Source organism: Streptomyces sp. RG80, from assembly GCF_040446465.1.
In the GTDB taxonomy this organism is placed as follows: Bacteria; Actinomycetota; Actinomycetes; order Streptomycetales; family Streptomycetaceae; genus Streptomyces.
The window spans coordinates 569,112-585,988 of record NZ_JBEAAJ010000008.1; the positions used below are offsets into that span (position 1 = coordinate 569,112).

Consider the following 16,877-nt stretch of genomic DNA (forward strand, 5'->3'; position numbering starts at 1 on the left):
CACAGGGCGTTCAATGCCGTTCGAGCCAGGGAGGCGAAGGATGCGGATCGGTGAACTGGCCCGGCGCACCGGGGTCAGCGAGCGCTCGCTGCGCTACTACGAGACCCAGGGTCTGCTGACGGCCGAGCGTACGGCGGGAGGGCACCGCGACTACCCCGAGGCGGCCGTCGACCGGGTCGTCCGGATCCAGGAACTGTTCGCCGCCGGGCTGCACAGCAACAAGATCGCCGAGCTGCTGCCCTGCATGCGGGACACCGACGGGGGACCGTCCGCCATCGCCACGCCGAGGCTCGTCGACGACCTCGCGCAGGAGCGCGACCGCATCGATCGCATGATCCGCGACCTCCGACGGTCCCGGGAGACCCTCGACGACGTCATCCGGGCGGCCCGCGAGAGCTGAGTACCCCCGAACGCCCCACCCACCAGGAAGCCCTCCGAGCCGCGTGCGACGGTGACCGTACTGCTGATCCTGCCGCCGATCACGACGTACGGAGCCCGCCATGGCAGACCTCCAGGACGAACTGCACACCACCAGCGAGGTCGGCGAGCTCGACGACCTGCCCGACCCGTTCGCCGGACCGCAGCCGTACACGCCCGTCTCCGACCCGGACACCGCACCCCTGGAGCGGGCCCACGCGATCCTCGCCGCGCACCCCGTCGCCGACGGCTACAGCGGGCTGCCGTGGGCGCTTCGGCACCTGCCCTGGTTCGACCTCGAGCTCGGTGAGAGCTCGGTCGACACGGACGTGCCGCGGCTGCGCGAGGGCCATGTCGGCGCGCTGTTCTGGTCGCTGCACCTGCCCGAGAGCATCGGCGGCGACCGGGCCGTCGGCGCCACGCTGGAGCAGCTGGACCTGGTGAAGACCGTCGTAGGGGCCCATCCCGAGGGGCTGCGGCTGGCCCGGACCGCCGGTGAGACCGCCGACGTACGGCACTGCGGCCGGGTCGCCGTGCTGCTGGGCCCGGCCGGTGCCGCCGCCCTCGGCGACTCCCTCGGCATCCTGCGCTCCCTGCACGCTCTTGGCCTGCGCGTGCTCACGCTGTCCGGCGTGAGCTGGGCGAGCGAGGCGGGGCTGACCCGGTTCGGCGAGGAGGTGCTGCGGGAGATGAACCGGCTCGGGGTGCTCGCCGACCTGTCCGGCGCCTCCGCCGACACCGTCCGCCGGGCCCTCGCCGTCTCCAAGGCGCCGGTCGTGTGCACCCGCTCCGCCGCCCGCGCCCTGCGCCCCCACCCGGCCAACCTCCCCGACGAACTGCTCGCCGAGCTGGGCGCCGCCAAGGGCCTGTGCATGGTGCCGCTCACCGCCGAGCAGACCGGCCCGTCCGTCCGGGACGTCGCCGACCACCTCGACCATGTGCGCGCCCTCGCGGGCGCCGAGTGCGTCGGCCTGTCCGGCACCTACGACGCCGGCACCGCGCACCCGCAGGACCTCGCCGACGCCTCCTGCTACCCGCACCTCATCGCCGAGCTCCTGCGCCGCGACTGGTCCGAGTCCGACATCGCCCTGCTGACCTGGGGCAACGTCCAGCGCGTCCTGCGCGGCGCCGACTTCACGGCCCGCGCGGCCCAGGAGCGGCGCGAGCCGTCGACGGCGAAGATCTCCGACCTGGACGGCTGACGCCCGAAGCCGTAAGCGAATCCGCCCCCGCGCCTGTCCCGGCACGGGGGCGGACCCTTGGGGATCCACAGGGATCCAGGTGGATCCACAGGGATCTGATTCACAGGGATCTACGGGGCTCAGAACCTGACGACACCTTCCGCAGCGTGCCGCCCGCCTCGGAGCCGTTGTCTTCGAGGGCGTGCATCGAGCCGTCCGGCGCGACCAGGTCGAATCGCCGGGAGCGAGGGTTCGCGCGCCAACCTACGTACCACTACGCATGCGCGCACCGGCCGGCACCTCGCGGGACCGGGCCTACGGGCGCTCGATCCGGCAGAGGCAGAACGGATGCCCCGCCGGATCGGCGTACACCCGGAAGTCCTCCTTGTCCGCCACCAGCAGGGGCCGCGCCCCGAGTTCGAGCACCTGGCGCTCCGCCGCGTCGACCTCGTCCCAGGTGGACCCGGCGTCGAGATCGAGGTGGAACTGCTGCGCGCTGCCGCCGACGCGCGGCCACGCCGGGGGCTGGAAGCCCGGCTCCAGGTTGAAGGCGAGCCGTGGCACACCCGGTGCCTCCAGGACCACCCAGTCCTCGTCCTCCACGCGGGGCGTGCCGCCGACGATCGCCGCGTAGAACTGGGCGAGCAGCAGCGGTTCGGGGCAGTCGATCACGACGGAGCGGAAGCGTGCCACGGTCACGGCGGACCCTCCTTGTGGGGTTCAGCAGGCGCACAGACAGAACGGGTGCCCAGCCGGGTCCGCGTACACACGCCAGGCGCGCGAGCGGTCGGCGGTGTCCAGGGCCTTCGCGCCGAGCGCCAGCACCTCCTTCTCGGCCGCGTCCATGTCCTCGACGGTCAGGTCCAGGTGGAACTGCTGCGAGTGCTCGGACGACGGCCACCGCGGCGGGGTGTACCCGGGTGCCGCCTGGAAGGCCAGCGACCGGCCGCCCGGCACCTTCAGGTCCACCCACTCACCGTCCCCCTCGACGGTGCCGCCCAGCACCTCGGCGTAGAAACCGGCGAGCGCGCGGGGGTCCGGGCAGTCCAGGACGACGACGCCCAGTTCGGCGACAGCCATGACTTTCCTCCTCGAAGCGGGGCACCTCCAGAGGCGGGTCACCTCCGGAGGGTCTTGACCGGTTACCTCTTGAGCCGGGTAACCGGTAACGGTTACTGCATGCTCCCGTATAAGGGGTAACGTCGCAAGCATGAGTGAGAGATCGGTCGCGCCCGGGGGCCTGGCTCTGGTGGAGTCCCTGGTCAACACCCTCGACATCGAGTCGGGCGCCGACACGCTGGACACCGCGGAGGGCAGGGAGCGCCTCGGAATCCCCGAGGACGAGGTCGCGGGCGCCCGTGAGCTGCGCGAATCACTCCGCGCCGCCCTGCTCGCACACGCCGGTCACCCACCGCACCGCGCCGTGACCCCCCTCGGTGAACTCCTCGCGGCGGCGCCACTGGTCGTCACGGTCGACGAGGGCGACGGCTCGGCCGCACTCACCGCCGCCGACGAGCACCCCCTGCTCTCCCGGATCGCGGCGGCCGTCGCCGGGGCACTGGTCGCGGGCACCTGGCTGCGCCTGAAGGCCTGCCAGGCCGACGACTGCCACTGGGCCTACTACGACCGCAGCCCCGCGGGCCGCGGCCGCTGGTGCTCCATGCAGGTGTGCGGCGCACGCGCCAAGATGCGCCGCTACCGGTCCAAGTAGCCGCGCCCACAAGGCACTTCGCCGGACTTGAGAAGTCGCCCCCGCCCCGTGTGGGGAAGTGGTGCAGAATGCAGAAAGACGCCGGTTCGGCCGACTGAGCCTCGGCCGAACCGGCGTCGCCTTCTACGGGGCCCTAGGCCGTCGGCCGCCCCATCGCCCGGTACGTCCAGCCCGCCTTGCGCCACAGCTCCGGGTCCAGGGCGTTGCGGCCGTCCAGGATCAGCCGGGTCGCCGCGGCCTCACCGAGCTCCGCCGGGTCCAGCTCGCGGAACTCCCGCCACTCCGTGAGATGCAGTACGGCGTCGGCGCCCCGCACCGCCTCGATCGCGGAGTCGGCGTACCCGAGCGTCGGGAAGACCCCGCGCGCGTTGTTCATGCCCTTCGGGTCGTACACCGTCACCTGGCCGCCCTGGAGGTGGATCTGCCCGGCGACGTTCAGCGCGGGCGAGTCCCGGACGTCGTCCGAGTCGGGCTTGAAGGTGGCACCGAGCACCGCGATCCGCTTGCCCAGGAACGGACCGCCACCCAGCGCCTGCCGGGCCAGCTCCACCATCTGGCCGCGCTGACGCATGTTGATCGAGTCGATCTCGCGCAGGAACGTCAGCGCCTGGTCGGCACCCAGCTCACCGGCGCGCGCCATGAACGCCCGGATGTCCTTCGGCAGACAACCGCCGCCGAACCCGATACCGGCCCGCAGGAACTTCTTCCCGATCCGGTCGTCGTAGCCGATCGCCTCGGCCAGCTTGGCCACGTCACCGCCGGAGGCCTCGCACATCTCCGCCATCGCGTTGATGAAGGAGATCTTGGTCGCCAGGAACGAGTTCGCGGAGGTCTTCACCAGCTCGGCGGTCGGGAAGTCGGTCACCACGAACGGCGTGCCCTCCCCGAGCGGCGTCGCGTACACCTCACGCAGCAGCTTCTCCGCCCGCTCACCGCGCACACCCACCACGATCCGGTCCGGGTGCAGGGTGTCGTCGACCGCGAAGCCCTCCCGCAGGAACTCCGGGTTCCAGGCCAGCTCGGCGTCCGCGCCGACCGGGGCGTTCGCCGCGAGGTAGGCGGCGAGCCGGTCGGCGGAGCCCACCGGCACCGTCGACTTGCCGACGACCAGCGCGGGCCGGGTCAGATGCGGTGCGAGCGAGGCGAAGGCGGAGTCGACGTACGACATGTCGCAGGCGTACTCACCGTGCCGCTGCGGGGTGTTCACACAGACGAAGTGCACGTCACCGAAGGCGCCGGCCTCGGCGAAGTCCATGGTGAACCGCAGCCGCCCGGTCGATCCCTCGATGCCGGCGACGTGCTTGCGCAGCAGGTCGTCCAGACCGGGCTCGTACATCGGGACCTGGCCCCGCTGGAGCATCTCGATCTTCTCGGGCACCACATCGAGCCCCAGCACCTCGAAACCGAGCTCGGCCATGGCCGCGGCGTGCGTCGCGCCGAGATAACCGGTGCCGATCACGGTGATCTTGAGGGCCATGCGTGCTCCAGGGGTCTGCGTCGTTCGATGCGCTGCCCGAGCATAGTCGGGGCGTGGGAAGGCGCTTCACCGGGCAGTTTCCCCCCGTCGATTCCCCCTGTCGCCAAGCTCACGTATCACTCCCGTGGGCGGGCCCCTAAAATTTGAGTTACTTAACGGTAATTAGCGTCGGCAACGCAGCGCATTTGGAGCGTGAGACACCTTGGCCGGATCGGCTGACTTCGACCTGTACCGCCCGTCCGAGGAGCACGACATGCTCCGCGACGCCATCCGCTCGCTGGCCGAGGCGAAGATCGCGCCCCACGCCGCCGCGGTGGACGAGGACGCCCGCTTCCCGCGCGAGGCCCTCGACGCCCTTATCGCGAGCGACCTGCACGCCGTACACGTACCCGAGGAGTACGGCGGCGCGGGCGCGGACGCGCTGGCCACGGTGATCGTGATCGAGGAGGTCGCGCGCGTCTGCGTCTCCTCCTCCCTGATCCCCGCGGTGAACAAGCTGGGCTCGCTCCCGGTGATCCTCTCCGGCTCCGAGGAGCTGAAGAAGAGGTACATGACCCCGCTCGCCAAGGGCGAGGGCATGTTCTCGTACGCCCTCTCCGAGCCCGACGCGGGCTCCGACGCGGCCGGCATGAAGACCAAGGCGGTCCGCGACGGCGACCACTGGATCCTCAACGGCGTCAAGCGCTGGATCACCAACGCCGGCGAGTCCGAGTACTACACGGTGATGGCCGTCACCGACCCCACCAAGCGCTCCAAGGGCATCTCCGCCTTCGTCGTCGAGAAGTCCGACGAGGGCGTCTCCTTCGGCGCCCCCGAGAAGAAGCTCGGCATCAAGGGCAGCCCGACCCGCGAGGTCTACCTCGACAACGTCCGCATCCCCGCCGACCGCATGATCGGCGACGAGGGCACCGGCTTCGCCACGGCCATGAAGACCCTGGACCACACCCGCATCACCATCGCCGCCCAGGCCCTCGGTGTCGCCCAGGGCGCCCTCGACTACGCCAAGGGCTACGTCCAGGAGCGCAAGCAGTTCGGCAAGGCCATCGCCGACTTCCAGGGCATCCAGTTCATGCTCGCCGACATGGCCATGAAGATCGCCGCCGCCCGCGCCCTGACCTACCAGGCCGCGGCCGCCTCCGAGCGCGGCGACTCCGACCTCACCTTCCAGGGCGCCGCCGCCAAGTGCTTCGCCTCGGACGTGGCGATGGAGGTCACCACGGACGCGGTCCAGCTGCTGGGCGGGTACGGGTACACGCGGGACTATCCGGTGGAGCGCATGATGCGCGATGCCAAGATCACGCAGATCTACGAGGGCACCAACCAGGTCCAGCGGATCGTGATGGCCCGCAACCTGCCGTAACACGCAGCACGCAGCACGCAGCACGCGAAGGGGCGCCCGGGTTCCACCGGGCGCCCCTTTTCGCTGTCGGCGACGTCAGTCCTCGAACCCCTCCGCCGCCCGCTTCTCCCGCAGCTCCATGATCGCCCGGCGCCGGGCCAGCCGGTGCGTGCGGCGGATCTGGGCCTCCTGGTAGCGGCGCTTGTCGCGCTCGGTCTCCGGGAGGACGGGCGGCACGATACGGGGCTTGCCGTCGGCGTCGACCGCGGCGAAGACGAGGTAGGCGGAGCCGACCTGGGTGGCGGGGTCGGACTCGTTCCAGCGCTCGGCGAGGACCCGGACCCCGACCTCCATCGAGGTCCGCCCGGTCCAGTTGACCTGGGCCTTCACATGGACGAGGTCACCGACGCGGACCGGCTCCAGGAAGGCCATCTCGTCCATGGAGGCGGTGACGGCCGGGCCGCCGGAGTGCCGGCCGGCCACCGCGCCCGCCGCGTCGTCGACCAGCTTCATGATCACGCCGCCGTGCACCGTCCCAAGCAGGTTGGTGTCGTTGTGGGTCATGATGTGGCTGAGCGTGGTCCGGGACGCCGAGGTGGGCTTGCCCGGGATGTCGGACTCCGCGGAAGGGGCCTGGTCTGTCATGGCCTCCACCTTATGCCGAGGTCACATCAGCGGCTTTTGTGTTGGGTTCGCAACAGCAGTGCCCTGATTTTCCTACGACCCTTGTAAAGGACACAGCCGTTCCCTGCACACTGGGCCCCATGAACGATTGGCCCGAGGCATGGTCCGACGAGAACCGCGGTAACCGCTACGGACGCGGCAGCGCGAGCGCACAGCCCGAGGGTGCGCGCGCGATGCGGCAGGTCCGCCGGCCCGCCTCGGGCGCGTACGGGGGCGGCCCCGGCCAGTCCGCGCCGCCGTACGGGGGAGGGGTGCCGCAGCAGCCGTCGTACGTCGACGGCGGCTACAGCGACGACCCCGCCGGCAACGGATACGACAGCGGCTACAACACCGGCCAGGTCTACGGCGGCGGCGGACCGGGCGGCCCCGGGGGCACGGGTGAGCCGCGTCCCGCGCCGAACTGGCGGCGCCGGATCAAGTGGACGGCGATCACCGTCGTGACCGTCCTGGTGGTCACGACCATCGGCACGTACTTCTGGGCCGACTCCAAGCTCAACCGCGAGGTCGACCTCTCCAAGGTCATCGACCGGCCCGAGGCGGGCGAGGGCACCAACTATCTGATCGTCGGTTCCGACAGCCGCGCCGGCATGTCCGCCGAGGAGAAGAAGAAGCTGCACACCGGGTCCGCCGAGGGCAAGCGCACGGACTCGATGATGATCCTGCACACCGGCAGCAACGGCGACACCCTGATCTCCCTGCCCCGCGACTCGGACGTGGAGATCCCGACCTTCGTCGGCTCCGAGTCCGGCAAGACGTACAAGGGCACGGGCCGGCACACGAAGCTGAACGCGGCGTACGCCGAGGACGGGCCCGAGCTGCTGGTCCGCACGGTCGAGTTCAACACCGGTCTGCGCATCGACCACTACGTCGAGATCGGCTTCGCCGGCTTCGCGAACATCGTGGACGCGGTGGGTGGCGTGGAAATCACCATCCCCAAGGGCGGCATGAAGGACACCAAGTCCGGCGCCGACTTCGAGGCGGGCAAGCAGACCCTCAACGGCGAGCAGGCCCTGGCCTTCGTCCGTACCCGGTACGCCCTCGCCGGCTCCGACCTGGACCGTACGAAGAACCAGCAGAAGTTCCTCGCCGCCCTCGCCAACCAGGTCGCCACCCCGGGCACGGTCCTGAACCCCTTCAAGCTCTACCCGACCATGGGCGCCGGCCTCGACTCCCTCATCGTCGACAAGGACATGGGCCTCTTCGACCTCGCCGACATGTTCTGGGCGATGAAGAGCGTCAACAGCGGCGACGGCAAGTCCATGAACATGCCGATCTCCGGCTCCACGGGCGGCAACCTCGTCTGGGACAAGACGAAGGTCAAGCAGCTGGTCGAGGAACTGAAGAACGACGAGAAGGTGACCGTCTCGGGCAACTGAGCCGGTCCCGGGCGACAAGGCCTGGTGGTGCCGCGCGCACTGCCAGGCCTTTCGCGTTCGGCCGACCCAGGGCCGCCGATCAGCGCACCCCGCTCACCAGCAACGCGACATGCGGCAACGCCAACTCCCCGCCCCCGACGGAGAATTCCGCACCCAACCGCTCGTACTCCCGCCTGATCCGCGCCACCGTCCCCGCGTCCTGCGCCGCGACCACCGCCCCCACCGTCGCCAGCCCCGCGGCCACCCCGCCCCACCACTCCTCGACGGTGGTCCGGTGATCCCAGGCGAGCTCGGCGCAGTCGACCCCTGCGAACCCGGCCTCCGCCAGCAACCCGGCCACGCCCTCCGCCGTCCGCGTGAAATCCTCGGCCGGGTCGAGGCGAGGCAGAGACCCCGGTCGCACCACCGCACCCCCCGCCTCGCAGGCCCGCCCGAGCAGCTCCTGCCCGGCCCCGCGGCACGCACCCCACAAGGTCAGCGCGGCCCGGCCGCCGGGACGCAGCACCCGCCCCAGTTCCGCCAGAGCGGCACGCGGCCGGCCGACGTGGTTGAGGGCGAAGTTGCCGACCACCACATCGAACTCGGCGTCCGGGTAGGGCAGTTCCGGCAGTACGGCGAGCTCCGCCGCGACCCCCCGCGCCCGCGCCGCCGTCACCATCCCCGCGTCCGCGTCCACCGCGCACACCCGAGCCCCACGCCCCAGAGCCGCCACGGCCGCCGTACCGGTCCCGGTCCCGACGTCCAGGACGTACACACCCGCCGACACCCCCGCCGCGTCCAGCAACGCCTCCACCGGCCCCGCACACAGCCGCCCGAAGCTCGCCGCGTACGCCTCCGCCCGCCCCGCCCACATACCCCGCTCAGCGGCGTCGAAGGCCTCCGTCGCCCCGCTCACGTGAAGTCCGCGTAGGCCAGATGCCGGTCGCAGTGCAGACAGGCGAAGAGGTACGCGGTGGGCTGCCCGTCGGCGTCCAGGGCGGCGCAGAACTCCTCGCCGTACTCCGCCGTCAGGTCCGCCAGGGCGTCCGGGCGGCGCTTCATGTCCGCCGCCCCCGCCCGGCCCAGGAACGCCGCCGCGTCCCCGCAGTGCGTGAGCCACCGTTCCTGCTGCCAGCCGTGGAAGCCTGGGGTGCGCCGGTCGGCCTCCAGGCGGACGTCCATCGGGACCCGCCCCTCGACCTCCGTGAACTGCGCCTCGTACCGCTCGGCCGCGCTGCCGTCCGCGAGGCACCACGGGCACAGGGCGCCGGCGGGGTCGGTGACCGCGAACACGGGTCCGGCGTACGCGAATCCGCGCCGCTGCCCGCAGCAGTCGCACGGCGCGTCGGACGGGACCACCGAGCCGGTCGCCAGCGGGTCGGGGTGGTACCGGAACGAAGGGAGCATGGGCGCAGCCTGCCGCACCATGGATCAGGGGCACCCCGCAGGGTGCCCCTGGAACGGCCTCAGGCCCGCCTCACATCGTGGCGCCCGCCATCGTCCGGCACATCTCCGCGCAGCGACGACACGCCTCGGCGCAGCGCATCATCTGTTCGTCGTCCGGCATGGCCATACACGCCTCGGCGCACATCTCACAGGCCTTGGCGCACATCGCGCACATCTCGGCCGACATCGGCGAGCGGCGCATCATCATGTCCGCGCACATCCGGGTCATCTCGGAGCAGTCCATCAGCGCCCGCATGACCTGCATCTGGGCCTGGCCACCCATCTGCATGCAGGAGCTCATGGTCTCCTCGCACATGCTGTGGCAGGACATGCACGCCTCGACGCAGTCCTGCATCGCCTTGCTCATCGCGGTCATTCCGGTCTGGGTCATGGCTCCTCCTGGGGGGTGAGGGAGCCCGGGACGGGCCCCGTCGCCCTTCCGTCCTACGCCTGCCGGGCGCCGGGCGCCATCGGGCGGACGGCAATAATCCGGAACGTAACCGGCTCAAGCGTGCGGGCCCGGGCAATTCGGCTGATCACGTCCGACGCGGACGATCCGGCGGACGGGTCTACACGCACCCCACCTCGTCCCCCGTCACCACCCCGAACTCCCCTTGGTACGGATCCTCCGCCCGTACCTTGCGCACCTTCTCGAAGTCCGTCCCCGCGATCACCTTCAGCAGTGGCCCCTGTCCCTTCACCGCGCGCAGCTCGCTGCCGGGGAGGGCGGCGGCGAGGGACTTGGCGGAGCGGTCCCAGCGGGGGTCGTAGGCGACGACCGTGCGCTTGACGGTGCGGTCGGCGGAGGTCACCGGCTGGTGTGTGGTGCGGAAGCCGGTCGCGGCCAGGTCCGCGTCCACGCGCTTGCCGAGGCCGGGGGTGGCGGTGCCGTTCTCGACCTGGACGCGGATCTGCTGCGGGGCCACCGCCACGCGTACGGCCTTGCTCTTCGGCTTGTGCGCGGCCAGCGGCTTGTCGTCGCGCAGGGCCTGGAAGAGGCGGCCCGCCCTCTTCGGATCCCACTTCAGGGTGGAGCCGACGCCCTTCACGGCGTAGCCCATCTGCCCGATGGGGACGGTGGTGAACTCGGAGGAGGAGGGGGAGAAGTTCCGCATTGCCCGTCCGAGGTCCAGCAGTTCGTCGGTGCCGAAGCCCTTGTCGGCCCGTACCGAGCCCAGTACGGCCCGGGTGATGTCCCGGAACTTCATCGGGTTCAGCAGGATCCCGGAGGACGTGGCCCGGTCGATGAGGGCCGCCATGAACCGCTGCTGGCGCTTCATCCGGCCGAGGTCGGCGGCACCGTCGATGTGCCGGGAGCGGACGTACTGGAGGGCCTCGCCGCCCATCAGGGTGTGGGTTCCGGCGGGGAGGTCGAGGCCGGTGTAGGCGTCCTTGAGCGGGTCGGCCGTGCAGATCTTGACGCCGCCGAGGACGTCGACGGTCTTCATGAAGCTGGTGAAGTCGACCTCCAGATAGTGGTCGATCTTCACATGGGTCATGTTCTCGACCGTCCGCACGGTGAGGTTCGGGCCGCCCTCGGCGTACGCCGCGTTGAGCTTGACGGGGTGGCCGTGGTGCTTCTCGCCGGTGGTCCCGTCGGTGTGCGCGGGTGTCATGGCGTACGAGTCGCGCGGCAGGCTCACCACGCTGGCCCGCTCCCGGTCCTCCGAGATGTGCACGATCATGATCGTGTCGGTGCAGTGGCAGGGGGCGCCGCCGAGCCGGTACTTCTGCCGCTCGGCCTCGGTGATCTTGTCGCGGCCGTCGGTGCCGACCAGCAGGACGTTCATGCCGTGGCCCGCTTGGGGCCGGTTCTTCATGTCCTTGAAGGGGTCCACGCGCGCGATGTCGGCGTCCAGGCTGGAGAGCAGCCCGTGCCCGATCCCGGCCGAGGCGAGGATCACCACCGAGAGCGTGGTCACCGCCCGGGCGGCCCAACGCGGTTTCCGCCGTCGTACAGGTCGTACCGGGGGCCGTTTGGGCCGGGGGGCGGGGGAGCGGCGGGGCGGCGTGGGCATGGGGGACACCTCCGCTAGGGCCGTACGTGGGATCGTGAGCACCGTAGGCCCATACGATCTGCGACGACCGCCGCCGCCCCGGGTGGGGCGCATCGGTGTCCCCCGTTCGCGGTAACGTGAGCCCCCTATGAACCCCAAGCCCGACGTGCAGCTCCCCGCCGTTTCTGTGATCATGCCCGTCCTCGACGAGGAACGGCATCTGCGCGGAGCCGTCCAAGCGATCCTCGCGCAGGAGTACGCCGGCGAGATGGAGGTCGTGATCGCCCTCGGTCCGTCCACGGACCGCACGGACGAGATCGCCGCCGAGCTCGTCGCGGAAGACGCGCGTGTCCACACCGTCCCGAACCCGACCGGCCGCACGCCCGCCGCGCTGAACGCCGCGATCAAGGCCTCCCGCCATCCGATCGTCGTCCGCGTCGACGGCCACGGCATGCTCTCGCCGAACTACATCACCACCGCCGTACGGCTCCTGGAGGAGACCGGCGCGCAGAACGTCGGCGGCATCATGCACGCCGAGGGTGAGAACGACTGGGAGCACGCGGTCGCCGCCGCCATGACCTCGAAGATCGGGGTCGGCAACGCCTCCTTCCACACGGGAGGAGTGGCCGCGCCCGCCGAGACGGTGTATCTCGGTGTCTTCCGCCGCGAGGCCCTCGAGCAACAGGGCGGCTACAACGTGGAGTTCATCCGCGCCCAGGACTGGGAGCTGAACTTCCGGATCAGGGAGGCCGGTGGGCTGATCTGGTTCTCGCCGGAGCTGAAGGTGTCGTACCGGCCGAGGCCGAGCGTGAAGGCGCTGGCCAAGCAGTACAAGGACTACGGCCGCTGGCGGCATGTCGTGGCCCGCTACCACGCCGGCTCCATCAACCTGCGCTACCTCGCCCCGCCGGTCGCGGTCTGCGCGATCGTGGCGGGCCTCGTGGTGGGCGCGGTCCTGACCCCGCTCGGCTTCGTGATCCCCGGCGGCTACCTCGCGGCGATCGTCCTGGGCTCCGTCCCGGCGGGCAAGGGCCTGCCGCTGAAGGCGCGGCTCCAGATCCCCGTCGCCCTCGCCACCATGCACATGTCCTGGGGCTGGGGCTTCCTGACCAGCCCCAAGTCACTGGCCCGCAAGGTCATCGCGTCGCGGCGCCCCGCGGTGCTGACGGAGGCCTAGGACCGGACGAAGGCCCCTTCCCCGTACGGCGGGGGAGGGGCCTTCGGCATGTCGAGCGGGCGGTCCGGCCGGGCGTCAGCCGCAGTGGACGCCGTAGTCGATGCGCGTGTAGTTGGAGGCCGCGCGGCCGCCCCAGTCGATGCACTTGCCCGCGGCCGAGGCGTAGACCGGGCCGGCGTAGTACTTGAAGGTGCCGGAGTCCTCCTCGGTGCCCTGCTTCCACACGGCGTCGGTGCGGTGCAGCCGCAGGTTGGCGCCCAGGACCATGGGCGTTCCCTGGGTGTCGCTGACGGTGACGACGCAGTTCTTGCCGGTGGAGCCGCTGTAGGTGAGGTAGGCGGTGCCGTCGCCGACGTCCATGGAGTCGATCACGCTGTAACCGGACCCGCAGGCACCGGTGTAGGAGGCGGCCGAGGCGGAGCCGGTGGCGGCGATGGTGCCGGCCGCGGTGAGTCCGAGGACGGCCACGGCGGAGCCAAGTCGCTTGATGGTGAGCATGGGTGAGTCCCTATCAGGTGTTACTGCAGAACTGATGTGATCATTTCACAAGCGGCCGAGGCCCCATCCGTGAGGGAAGGGGCCTCGGCCGAGACGTATCCGTCGTTGTTGCTTCCGGTGGGAGGGCCGCTACCAGGTGAAGTCGGGGTTGACGTGCATGCAGGCCTTGGTGTCCGCGCCGTTGAAGGTGTCCTCCGACTCGGGCAGCGAGTCGTCCTTCTCTGCGGCCTTGTAGGCCGTACCTGAGCGCCAGTCCGCACCGATGACCAGGGTGACCCCGGAGACGTCCGTCGACTTCTTCACCGAACTCATCGGAACGCCAAGGGCCTTGGCGACCCGCTGGGCATCGCCCTCCAGGTCGGCGCTCGGGTAGCGGACGACCGTCTTGGCTTGGCCGAGGAGCACCGAGGAGTCCGACTTGGCCGCGGTGAAACCCTTGCCGACGAGGAGCTCGGTCACATCGCCTGCTCGCCCCGTCATCGCCGTCTGCGTGCTGGTGCGGGTGCCGTTCTGCACCTGGACGGCGATCTCGTCGTCCGCGGCGGCCGGGTCGTCGGAGGTCTCGTCCTGCGCCGTCTTCTTCTTGTCCTTGCCGTCGAGCGCGATGTCCTCACGGACCAGCCGGAACACCTTCTCCGCTTCCTCCGGCTTGGGCACCACCCGGTTGCCGTCCGAGGCGTACTGCCACGGCATCGTCGTCATGGTGATGCGCTTGCTGGGGACCTTCCGCAGCTCGTTGCTCAGGTCGTACAGCTTCGTCACGCTGCCCAGTCCCTCGTCCACCGTCAATGCCTCGGTGGCGGTCTCGGCGAGCTTGCGCAGCTTGTTCGGGCTGCTCAGCGTCGCGTTCTCGCGCAGCTCGCGGACCATCGAGTTCATGTACTGGTGCTGGGCCTTGGCCCGCGCGATGTCCGTGTTGTCCTCGAAGCCGTATCGCGTGCGCAGCCACTGCAGAGCCTGCTCGCCCTTGATGGATGTGGTGCCCTCCTCCAGCTTCAGGCCCGAACCGCTGCCCTTGGAGGTGTGCGAGTAGATGTTGGCGTCCACGCAGACCGGTACGCCGCCGATCGCGTCCGCCATCGACACCACGCCCGCGAAGTCGACCATGATGAAGTGGTCGATGTGGATGTCGGTGAGCTTCTCCCACGTCGCCACCGTGCAACCGGGGCCACCGCGGCCGAGCGAGTCGTTCGTCATCGCCGACGTGAGCGCCGAGTAGACCTTGTCGGTGTCGGGGTCCGTGCACTCCGGTATGTCGACCAGGGTGTCGCGCGGCATGCTCACCACCGACATGTTGGAGCGGTCCGCCGAGACATGCAGCAGCATCTGGACGTCCGCGCGCGGAGTGCCGTTGAAGGTGTCCTTGGCGCCGCCGAGCTTCTGGTTCTCCTTGTTGTCCCGCGCGTCCGAGCCGAGCACCAGGATGTTCAGCGGGGTCTGTCCCGCCGCGTTCGCCTCGGTCTTGGCCGCCCTGTCCTTCTCGTTGCCGAGATTCAGGTCGTCCTTCCTGATGTTGGCGTTGAGGTGCCGGTAGTACAGATACCCGGTGCCGGCCGTACCGACGATGACCACCGACAGCACGATCGCGGACCAGCGCAGGACGCGTCGCCCACGTCGCCGGTCACCTGATGCGCGCCGTATCCCACGCTGCTCGATGGGCGGATCCGCTGCCTGCGGTGTGAGGGACATCGTGTCCTCGACCGCGGGCACCTCTCCGCGCACGCTCTGCGCCACTCCCTGCCCTCCCCACCCTGTACCGCCTGACGGACTGCCGGGCCTCCCCAAGCCCGACGGCCGGCTCATACGCCCGCTCCGCCTGGGCGGAAGCGTACTTGAGAACCGTTGTCGAACGGCGTGTCGAAAACTGTCCGGGCTCCGGGACCTGAGCCCGCCTCATCATTCTGTAGACAGTCAGGAGTTCGCTGTGGGGGTCTGTGAGCCCCCACAGACCCCCATCACGGCTCTCCCCGCGGCCCCGCCGCTACCAGCGGTACGGCGCGTACACGTCCATGCACTTGCTGCTGTCCGCCCCGTTGAGCTCGTCGGCGTTCGACGGCAGGTCCCCGGCCTTCGGGTCGGACTTCTTCGGATACGCCGTGCCCTCACGCCAGTCGGCGCCCACGACGAGCGTGACCCCCGAGACGTCGGTCGACTTCTTCACCGAACTCAGCGGAATCCCCAGCGACTTGGCCACCCGCTGGGCGTCGCCCTCCAGATCCGCGCTCGGATAGCGCACCACCGTCCGCTCCTCGGCGAGGGCCGCCGTGGTGTCCGCCGACGCACGGGCGAAGCCCTTCTCGACGAGGAGCCCGCTGACCGTGCGCGCGCGGCCGGAGACCGGACCGAGCGTGCTGGACTGCGTGGCGTTCTGCACCAGGACACCGATCTTGTCGTCGTCGGCCGGCGGGTCGTCGGAGACCTTCTCCTTCGTCTTGGCCTTCTTCTTCGCGTCCGTGCCCTTGTCGTCGAAGGGCACGTCGTCGCGGAGCATCTGCCACATCTTCTCGGCGCCTGCGGGCTCCGGGAGCAGGTGGTTCTTGTCCTTCGTGTCCTCGATGCTCGGCATCGTCGTCATGGTGATCCGGTCCGTCGGCACCGACTTGAGCTGCTTGCTCAGGTCGTACAGCTTCTTCACGCTGCCGATCTCCTCGGAGACGTCCAGCGACTTCGTGGCCGCCTCGGCCAGTTCCATCAGGCGTCCGCCGTCGGTGAAGACGTTCTGGCTCTTCAGTGTGCGGATCATCGAGTTCATGTACATGTGCTGGGCCTTGGCGCGGCCCAGATCGCTGTAGAAGGCGTGGCGGGTGCGCAGCCACTGAAGCGCCTGCTTGCCCTTGATGTCCTTGCGGCCCGCCTTCATCTTCAGGCCGGAGCCCCCGGGCACTCCCGGCAGCGGTCGGTCCCACACGTTCTGCTCCACACAGACCTCGACCCCGCCGACGGCGTCCGCCATGCTCACCACACCGGCGAAGTCGATCGTCATCCAGTGGTCGATGTAGACCCCGGTGAGGTTCTGCCATGTGGCCAGGGTGCAGCCGGCCCCGCCGCGAGCCAGTGACGTGTTGATGATGTCGTTGGTCGCCGGGTAGATGTCGCCCGTATCGGGATCCGTGCACTTGGGGATGGCGACGCGGGTGTCCCGCGGGATGCTCACCACCGCGGCGCTCTTCCGGTCCGCGGCCAGGTGGATCAGCATCTGCACATCGCCCAGCGGCGGGTTGCTGCGGGTGTCCTTGCTGCCGCCGAGCTTCACGTTCTCCGCGGAGGCACGGCTGTCGGAGCCGATCAGCAGGATGTTCAGCGGGGTCTGCCCGGCCGCGTTCGGCGCGCTCTTCTTCGCCTTGGAGTCGCCGCTGCTGCGCTCACCCGTGCCGAGATTGCCGTTGAGGTGCTGGTAGTACAGGTACCCGGCGCCGGCCGTGCCGAGTATCAGCACCGCCAGCGTCGACGCGGACCACCTCAGCACACGGTGTTTACGGCGCGGCCGTGCCCGGCGTCTGCCGTGTCTGCCCGCGCCCCCCTCCGAGGCCCCCTCCTGAGCCTGCGGGACGCCCTGTCGCGTCGCTTCCCCCTGCACACTGTTCTGGGTCATCTC

17 protein-coding genes are annotated in these 16,877 nt (G+C 70.3%); 6 read left to right on the plus strand and 11 right to left on the minus strand.

Annotation, left to right across the window (positions count from 1 at the left end):
- Window positions 1–40: 40 nt before the first annotated feature.
- Together ABKA17_RS29520 and ABKA17_RS29525 are read left to right on the plus strand one after the other, a co-directional pair.
- Window positions 41–400, plus strand: coding sequence for a MerR family transcriptional regulator (locus tag ABKA17_RS29520; protein ID WP_353695308.1), 360 nt, complete (start codon window positions 41–43; stop codon window positions 398–400).
- 100 nt (window positions 401–500) lie between these two features.
- Window positions 501–1,619 carry a dipeptidase gene (locus ABKA17_RS29525; RefSeq protein ID WP_353695309.1) on the plus strand — a complete coding sequence of 373 codons (1,119 nt, stop codon included), beginning with the start codon at window positions 501–503 and terminating at the stop codon, window positions 1,617–1,619.
- A 294-nt stretch (window positions 1,620–1,913) separates the two neighbouring features.
- Here the strand turns inward: ABKA17_RS29525 and ABKA17_RS29530 are convergent, their stop codons facing one another.
- Both ABKA17_RS29530 and ABKA17_RS29535 read right to left on the minus strand, forming a co-directional pair.
- On the minus strand, window positions 1,914–2,297 hold the full coding sequence (locus ABKA17_RS29530; RefSeq protein ID WP_353695310.1) for a VOC family protein: 384 nt from the start codon (window positions 2,295–2,297) through the stop codon (window positions 1,914–1,916).
- 21 nt (window positions 2,298–2,318) lie between these two features.
- Entirely contained in the window at window positions 2,319–2,678 is a 360-nt protein-coding gene (locus ABKA17_RS29535) for a VOC family protein (RefSeq protein WP_353695311.1), read from the minus strand.
- A 130-nt stretch (window positions 2,679–2,808) separates the two neighbouring features.
- On the opposite strand from ABKA17_RS29535, the gene ABKA17_RS29540 reads away from it, so the two are divergent.
- Window positions 2,809–3,309 (plus strand): CGNR zinc finger domain-containing protein, encoded by a 501-nt coding sequence (locus tag ABKA17_RS29540; RefSeq protein WP_353695312.1) that lies wholly within the window; start codon window positions 2,809–2,811, stop codon window positions 3,307–3,309.
- Between the two features lie 133 nt (window positions 3,310–3,442).
- On the opposite strand, the gene ABKA17_RS29545 is transcribed toward ABKA17_RS29540, so the two are convergent.
- Complete coding sequence (locus ABKA17_RS29545; protein ID WP_353695313.1) at window positions 3,443–4,786, minus strand: UDP-glucose dehydrogenase family protein; 1,344 nt, start codon at window positions 4,784–4,786, stop codon at window positions 3,443–3,445.
- 202 nt (window positions 4,787–4,988) lie between these two features.
- Here ABKA17_RS29545 and ABKA17_RS29550 point away from each other — a divergent pair, with 202 nt between their 5' ends.
- Window positions 4,989–6,146, plus strand: coding sequence for an acyl-CoA dehydrogenase family protein (locus ABKA17_RS29550; protein WP_353695314.1), 1,158 nt, complete (start codon window positions 4,989–4,991; stop codon window positions 6,144–6,146).
- A gap of 75 nt (window positions 6,147–6,221) precedes the next feature.
- Here ABKA17_RS29550 and ABKA17_RS29555 read toward each other — a convergent pair whose 3' ends face one another.
- Window positions 6,222–6,770 carry an acyl-CoA thioesterase gene (locus ABKA17_RS29555; protein ID WP_171140628.1) on the minus strand — a complete coding sequence of 183 codons (549 nt, stop codon included), beginning with the start codon at window positions 6,768–6,770 and terminating at the stop codon, window positions 6,222–6,224.
- A 119-nt stretch (window positions 6,771–6,889) separates the two neighbouring features.
- Between ABKA17_RS29555 and ABKA17_RS29560 the strand changes: the two genes are divergently transcribed.
- A complete protein-coding gene (locus ABKA17_RS29560) occupies window positions 6,890–8,185 on the plus strand; it encodes an LCP family protein (protein ID WP_353695315.1) in 1,296 nt (431 codons plus the stop codon).
- A 79-nt stretch (window positions 8,186–8,264) separates the two neighbouring features.
- On the opposite strand, the gene ABKA17_RS29565 is transcribed toward ABKA17_RS29560, so the two are convergent.
- The 4 genes from ABKA17_RS29565 to ABKA17_RS29580 all read right to left on the minus strand — a co-directional run bounded on the left by ABKA17_RS29565 (window position 8,265) and on the right by ABKA17_RS29580 (window position 11,628).
- Complete coding sequence (locus ABKA17_RS29565) at window positions 8,265–9,080, minus strand: class I SAM-dependent methyltransferase (RefSeq protein ID WP_502994410.1); 816 nt, start codon at window positions 9,078–9,080, stop codon at window positions 8,265–8,267.
- On the minus strand, window positions 9,077–9,571 hold the full coding sequence (locus ABKA17_RS29570; protein ID WP_353695316.1) for a CbrC family protein: 495 nt from the start codon (window positions 9,569–9,571) through the stop codon (window positions 9,077–9,079). Before ABKA17_RS29570 ends, ABKA17_RS29565 begins: the two co-directional genes overlap by 4 nt.
- A gap of 70 nt (window positions 9,572–9,641) precedes the next feature.
- Window positions 9,642–10,001, minus strand: a complete 360-nt coding sequence (locus ABKA17_RS29575; protein ID WP_353695317.1) for a four-helix bundle copper-binding protein — start codon at window positions 9,999–10,001, stop codon at window positions 9,642–9,644.
- 178 nt (window positions 10,002–10,179) lie between these two features.
- Complete coding sequence (locus tag ABKA17_RS29580; protein WP_353695318.1) at window positions 10,180–11,628, minus strand: LCP family protein; 1,449 nt, start codon at window positions 11,626–11,628, stop codon at window positions 10,180–10,182.
- Window positions 11,629–11,755: 127 nt separating this feature from the next.
- Between ABKA17_RS29580 and ABKA17_RS29585 the strand changes: the two genes are divergently transcribed.
- A complete protein-coding gene (locus ABKA17_RS29585; RefSeq protein ID WP_353695319.1) occupies window positions 11,756–12,784 on the plus strand; it encodes a glycosyltransferase family 2 protein in 1,029 nt (342 codons plus the stop codon).
- Between the two features lie 75 nt (window positions 12,785–12,859).
- Here ABKA17_RS29585 and ABKA17_RS29590 read toward each other — a convergent pair whose 3' ends face one another.
- The 3 genes from ABKA17_RS29590 to ABKA17_RS29600 all read right to left on the minus strand — a co-directional run bounded on the left by ABKA17_RS29590 (window position 12,860) and on the right by ABKA17_RS29600 (window position 16,874).
- Entirely contained in the window at window positions 12,860–13,282 is a 423-nt protein-coding gene (locus tag ABKA17_RS29590; protein WP_353695320.1) for a spore-associated protein A, read from the minus strand.
- A 129-nt stretch (window positions 13,283–13,411) separates the two neighbouring features.
- Window positions 13,412–14,971 (minus strand): LCP family protein, encoded by a 1,560-nt coding sequence (locus ABKA17_RS29595; RefSeq protein WP_353695371.1) that lies wholly within the window; start codon window positions 14,969–14,971, stop codon window positions 13,412–13,414.
- A 292-nt stretch (window positions 14,972–15,263) separates the two neighbouring features.
- Window positions 15,264–16,874, minus strand: a complete 1,611-nt coding sequence (locus ABKA17_RS29600; protein WP_353695321.1) for an LCP family protein — start codon at window positions 16,872–16,874, stop codon at window positions 15,264–15,266.
- Between the last annotated feature and the right edge of the window lie 3 nt (window positions 16,875–16,877).

Coding starts and splice junctions, on each gene's coding strand:
- ABKA17_RS29520 (WP_353695308.1), top strand. CDS start 41: ATGCGGATCGGTGAACTGGCCCGGCGCACCGGGGTCAGCGAGCGCTCG.
- ABKA17_RS29525 (WP_353695309.1), top strand. CDS start 501: ATGGCAGACCTCCAGGACGAACTGCACACCACCAGCGAGGTCGGCGAG.
- ABKA17_RS29535 (WP_353695311.1), bottom strand. CDS start 2,678: ATGGCTGTCGCCGAACTGGGCGTCGTCGTCCTGGACTGCCCGGACCCC.
- ABKA17_RS29540 (WP_353695312.1), top strand. CDS start 2,809: ATGAGTGAGAGATCGGTCGCGCCCGGGGGCCTGGCTCTGGTGGAGTCC.
- ABKA17_RS29545 (WP_353695313.1), bottom strand. CDS start 4,786: ATGGCCCTCAAGATCACCGTGATCGGCACCGGTTATCTCGGCGCGACG.
- ABKA17_RS29555 (WP_171140628.1), bottom strand. CDS start 6,770: ATGACAGACCAGGCCCCTTCCGCGGAGTCCGACATCCCGGGCAAGCCC.
- ABKA17_RS29560 (WP_353695315.1), top strand. CDS start 6,890: ATGAACGATTGGCCCGAGGCATGGTCCGACGAGAACCGCGGTAACCGC.
- ABKA17_RS29570 (WP_353695316.1), bottom strand. CDS start 9,571: ATGCTCCCTTCGTTCCGGTACCACCCCGACCCGCTGGCGACCGGCTCG.
- ABKA17_RS29575 (WP_353695317.1), bottom strand. CDS start 10,001: ATGACCCAGACCGGAATGACCGCGATGAGCAAGGCGATGCAGGACTGC.
- ABKA17_RS29580 (WP_353695318.1), bottom strand. CDS start 11,628: ATGCCCACGCCGCCCCGCCGCTCCCCCGCCCCCCGGCCCAAACGGCCC.
- ABKA17_RS29585 (WP_353695319.1), top strand. CDS start 11,756: ATGAACCCCAAGCCCGACGTGCAGCTCCCCGCCGTTTCTGTGATCATG.
- ABKA17_RS29590 (WP_353695320.1), bottom strand. CDS start 13,282: ATGCTCACCATCAAGCGACTTGGCTCCGCCGTGGCCGTCCTCGGACTC.
- ABKA17_RS29595 (WP_353695371.1), bottom strand. CDS start 14,971: ATGTCCCTCACACCGCAGGCAGCGGATCCGCCCATCGAGCAGCGTGGG.
- ABKA17_RS29600 (WP_353695321.1), bottom strand. CDS start 16,874: ATGACCCAGAACAGTGTGCAGGGGGAAGCGACGCGACAGGGCGTCCCG.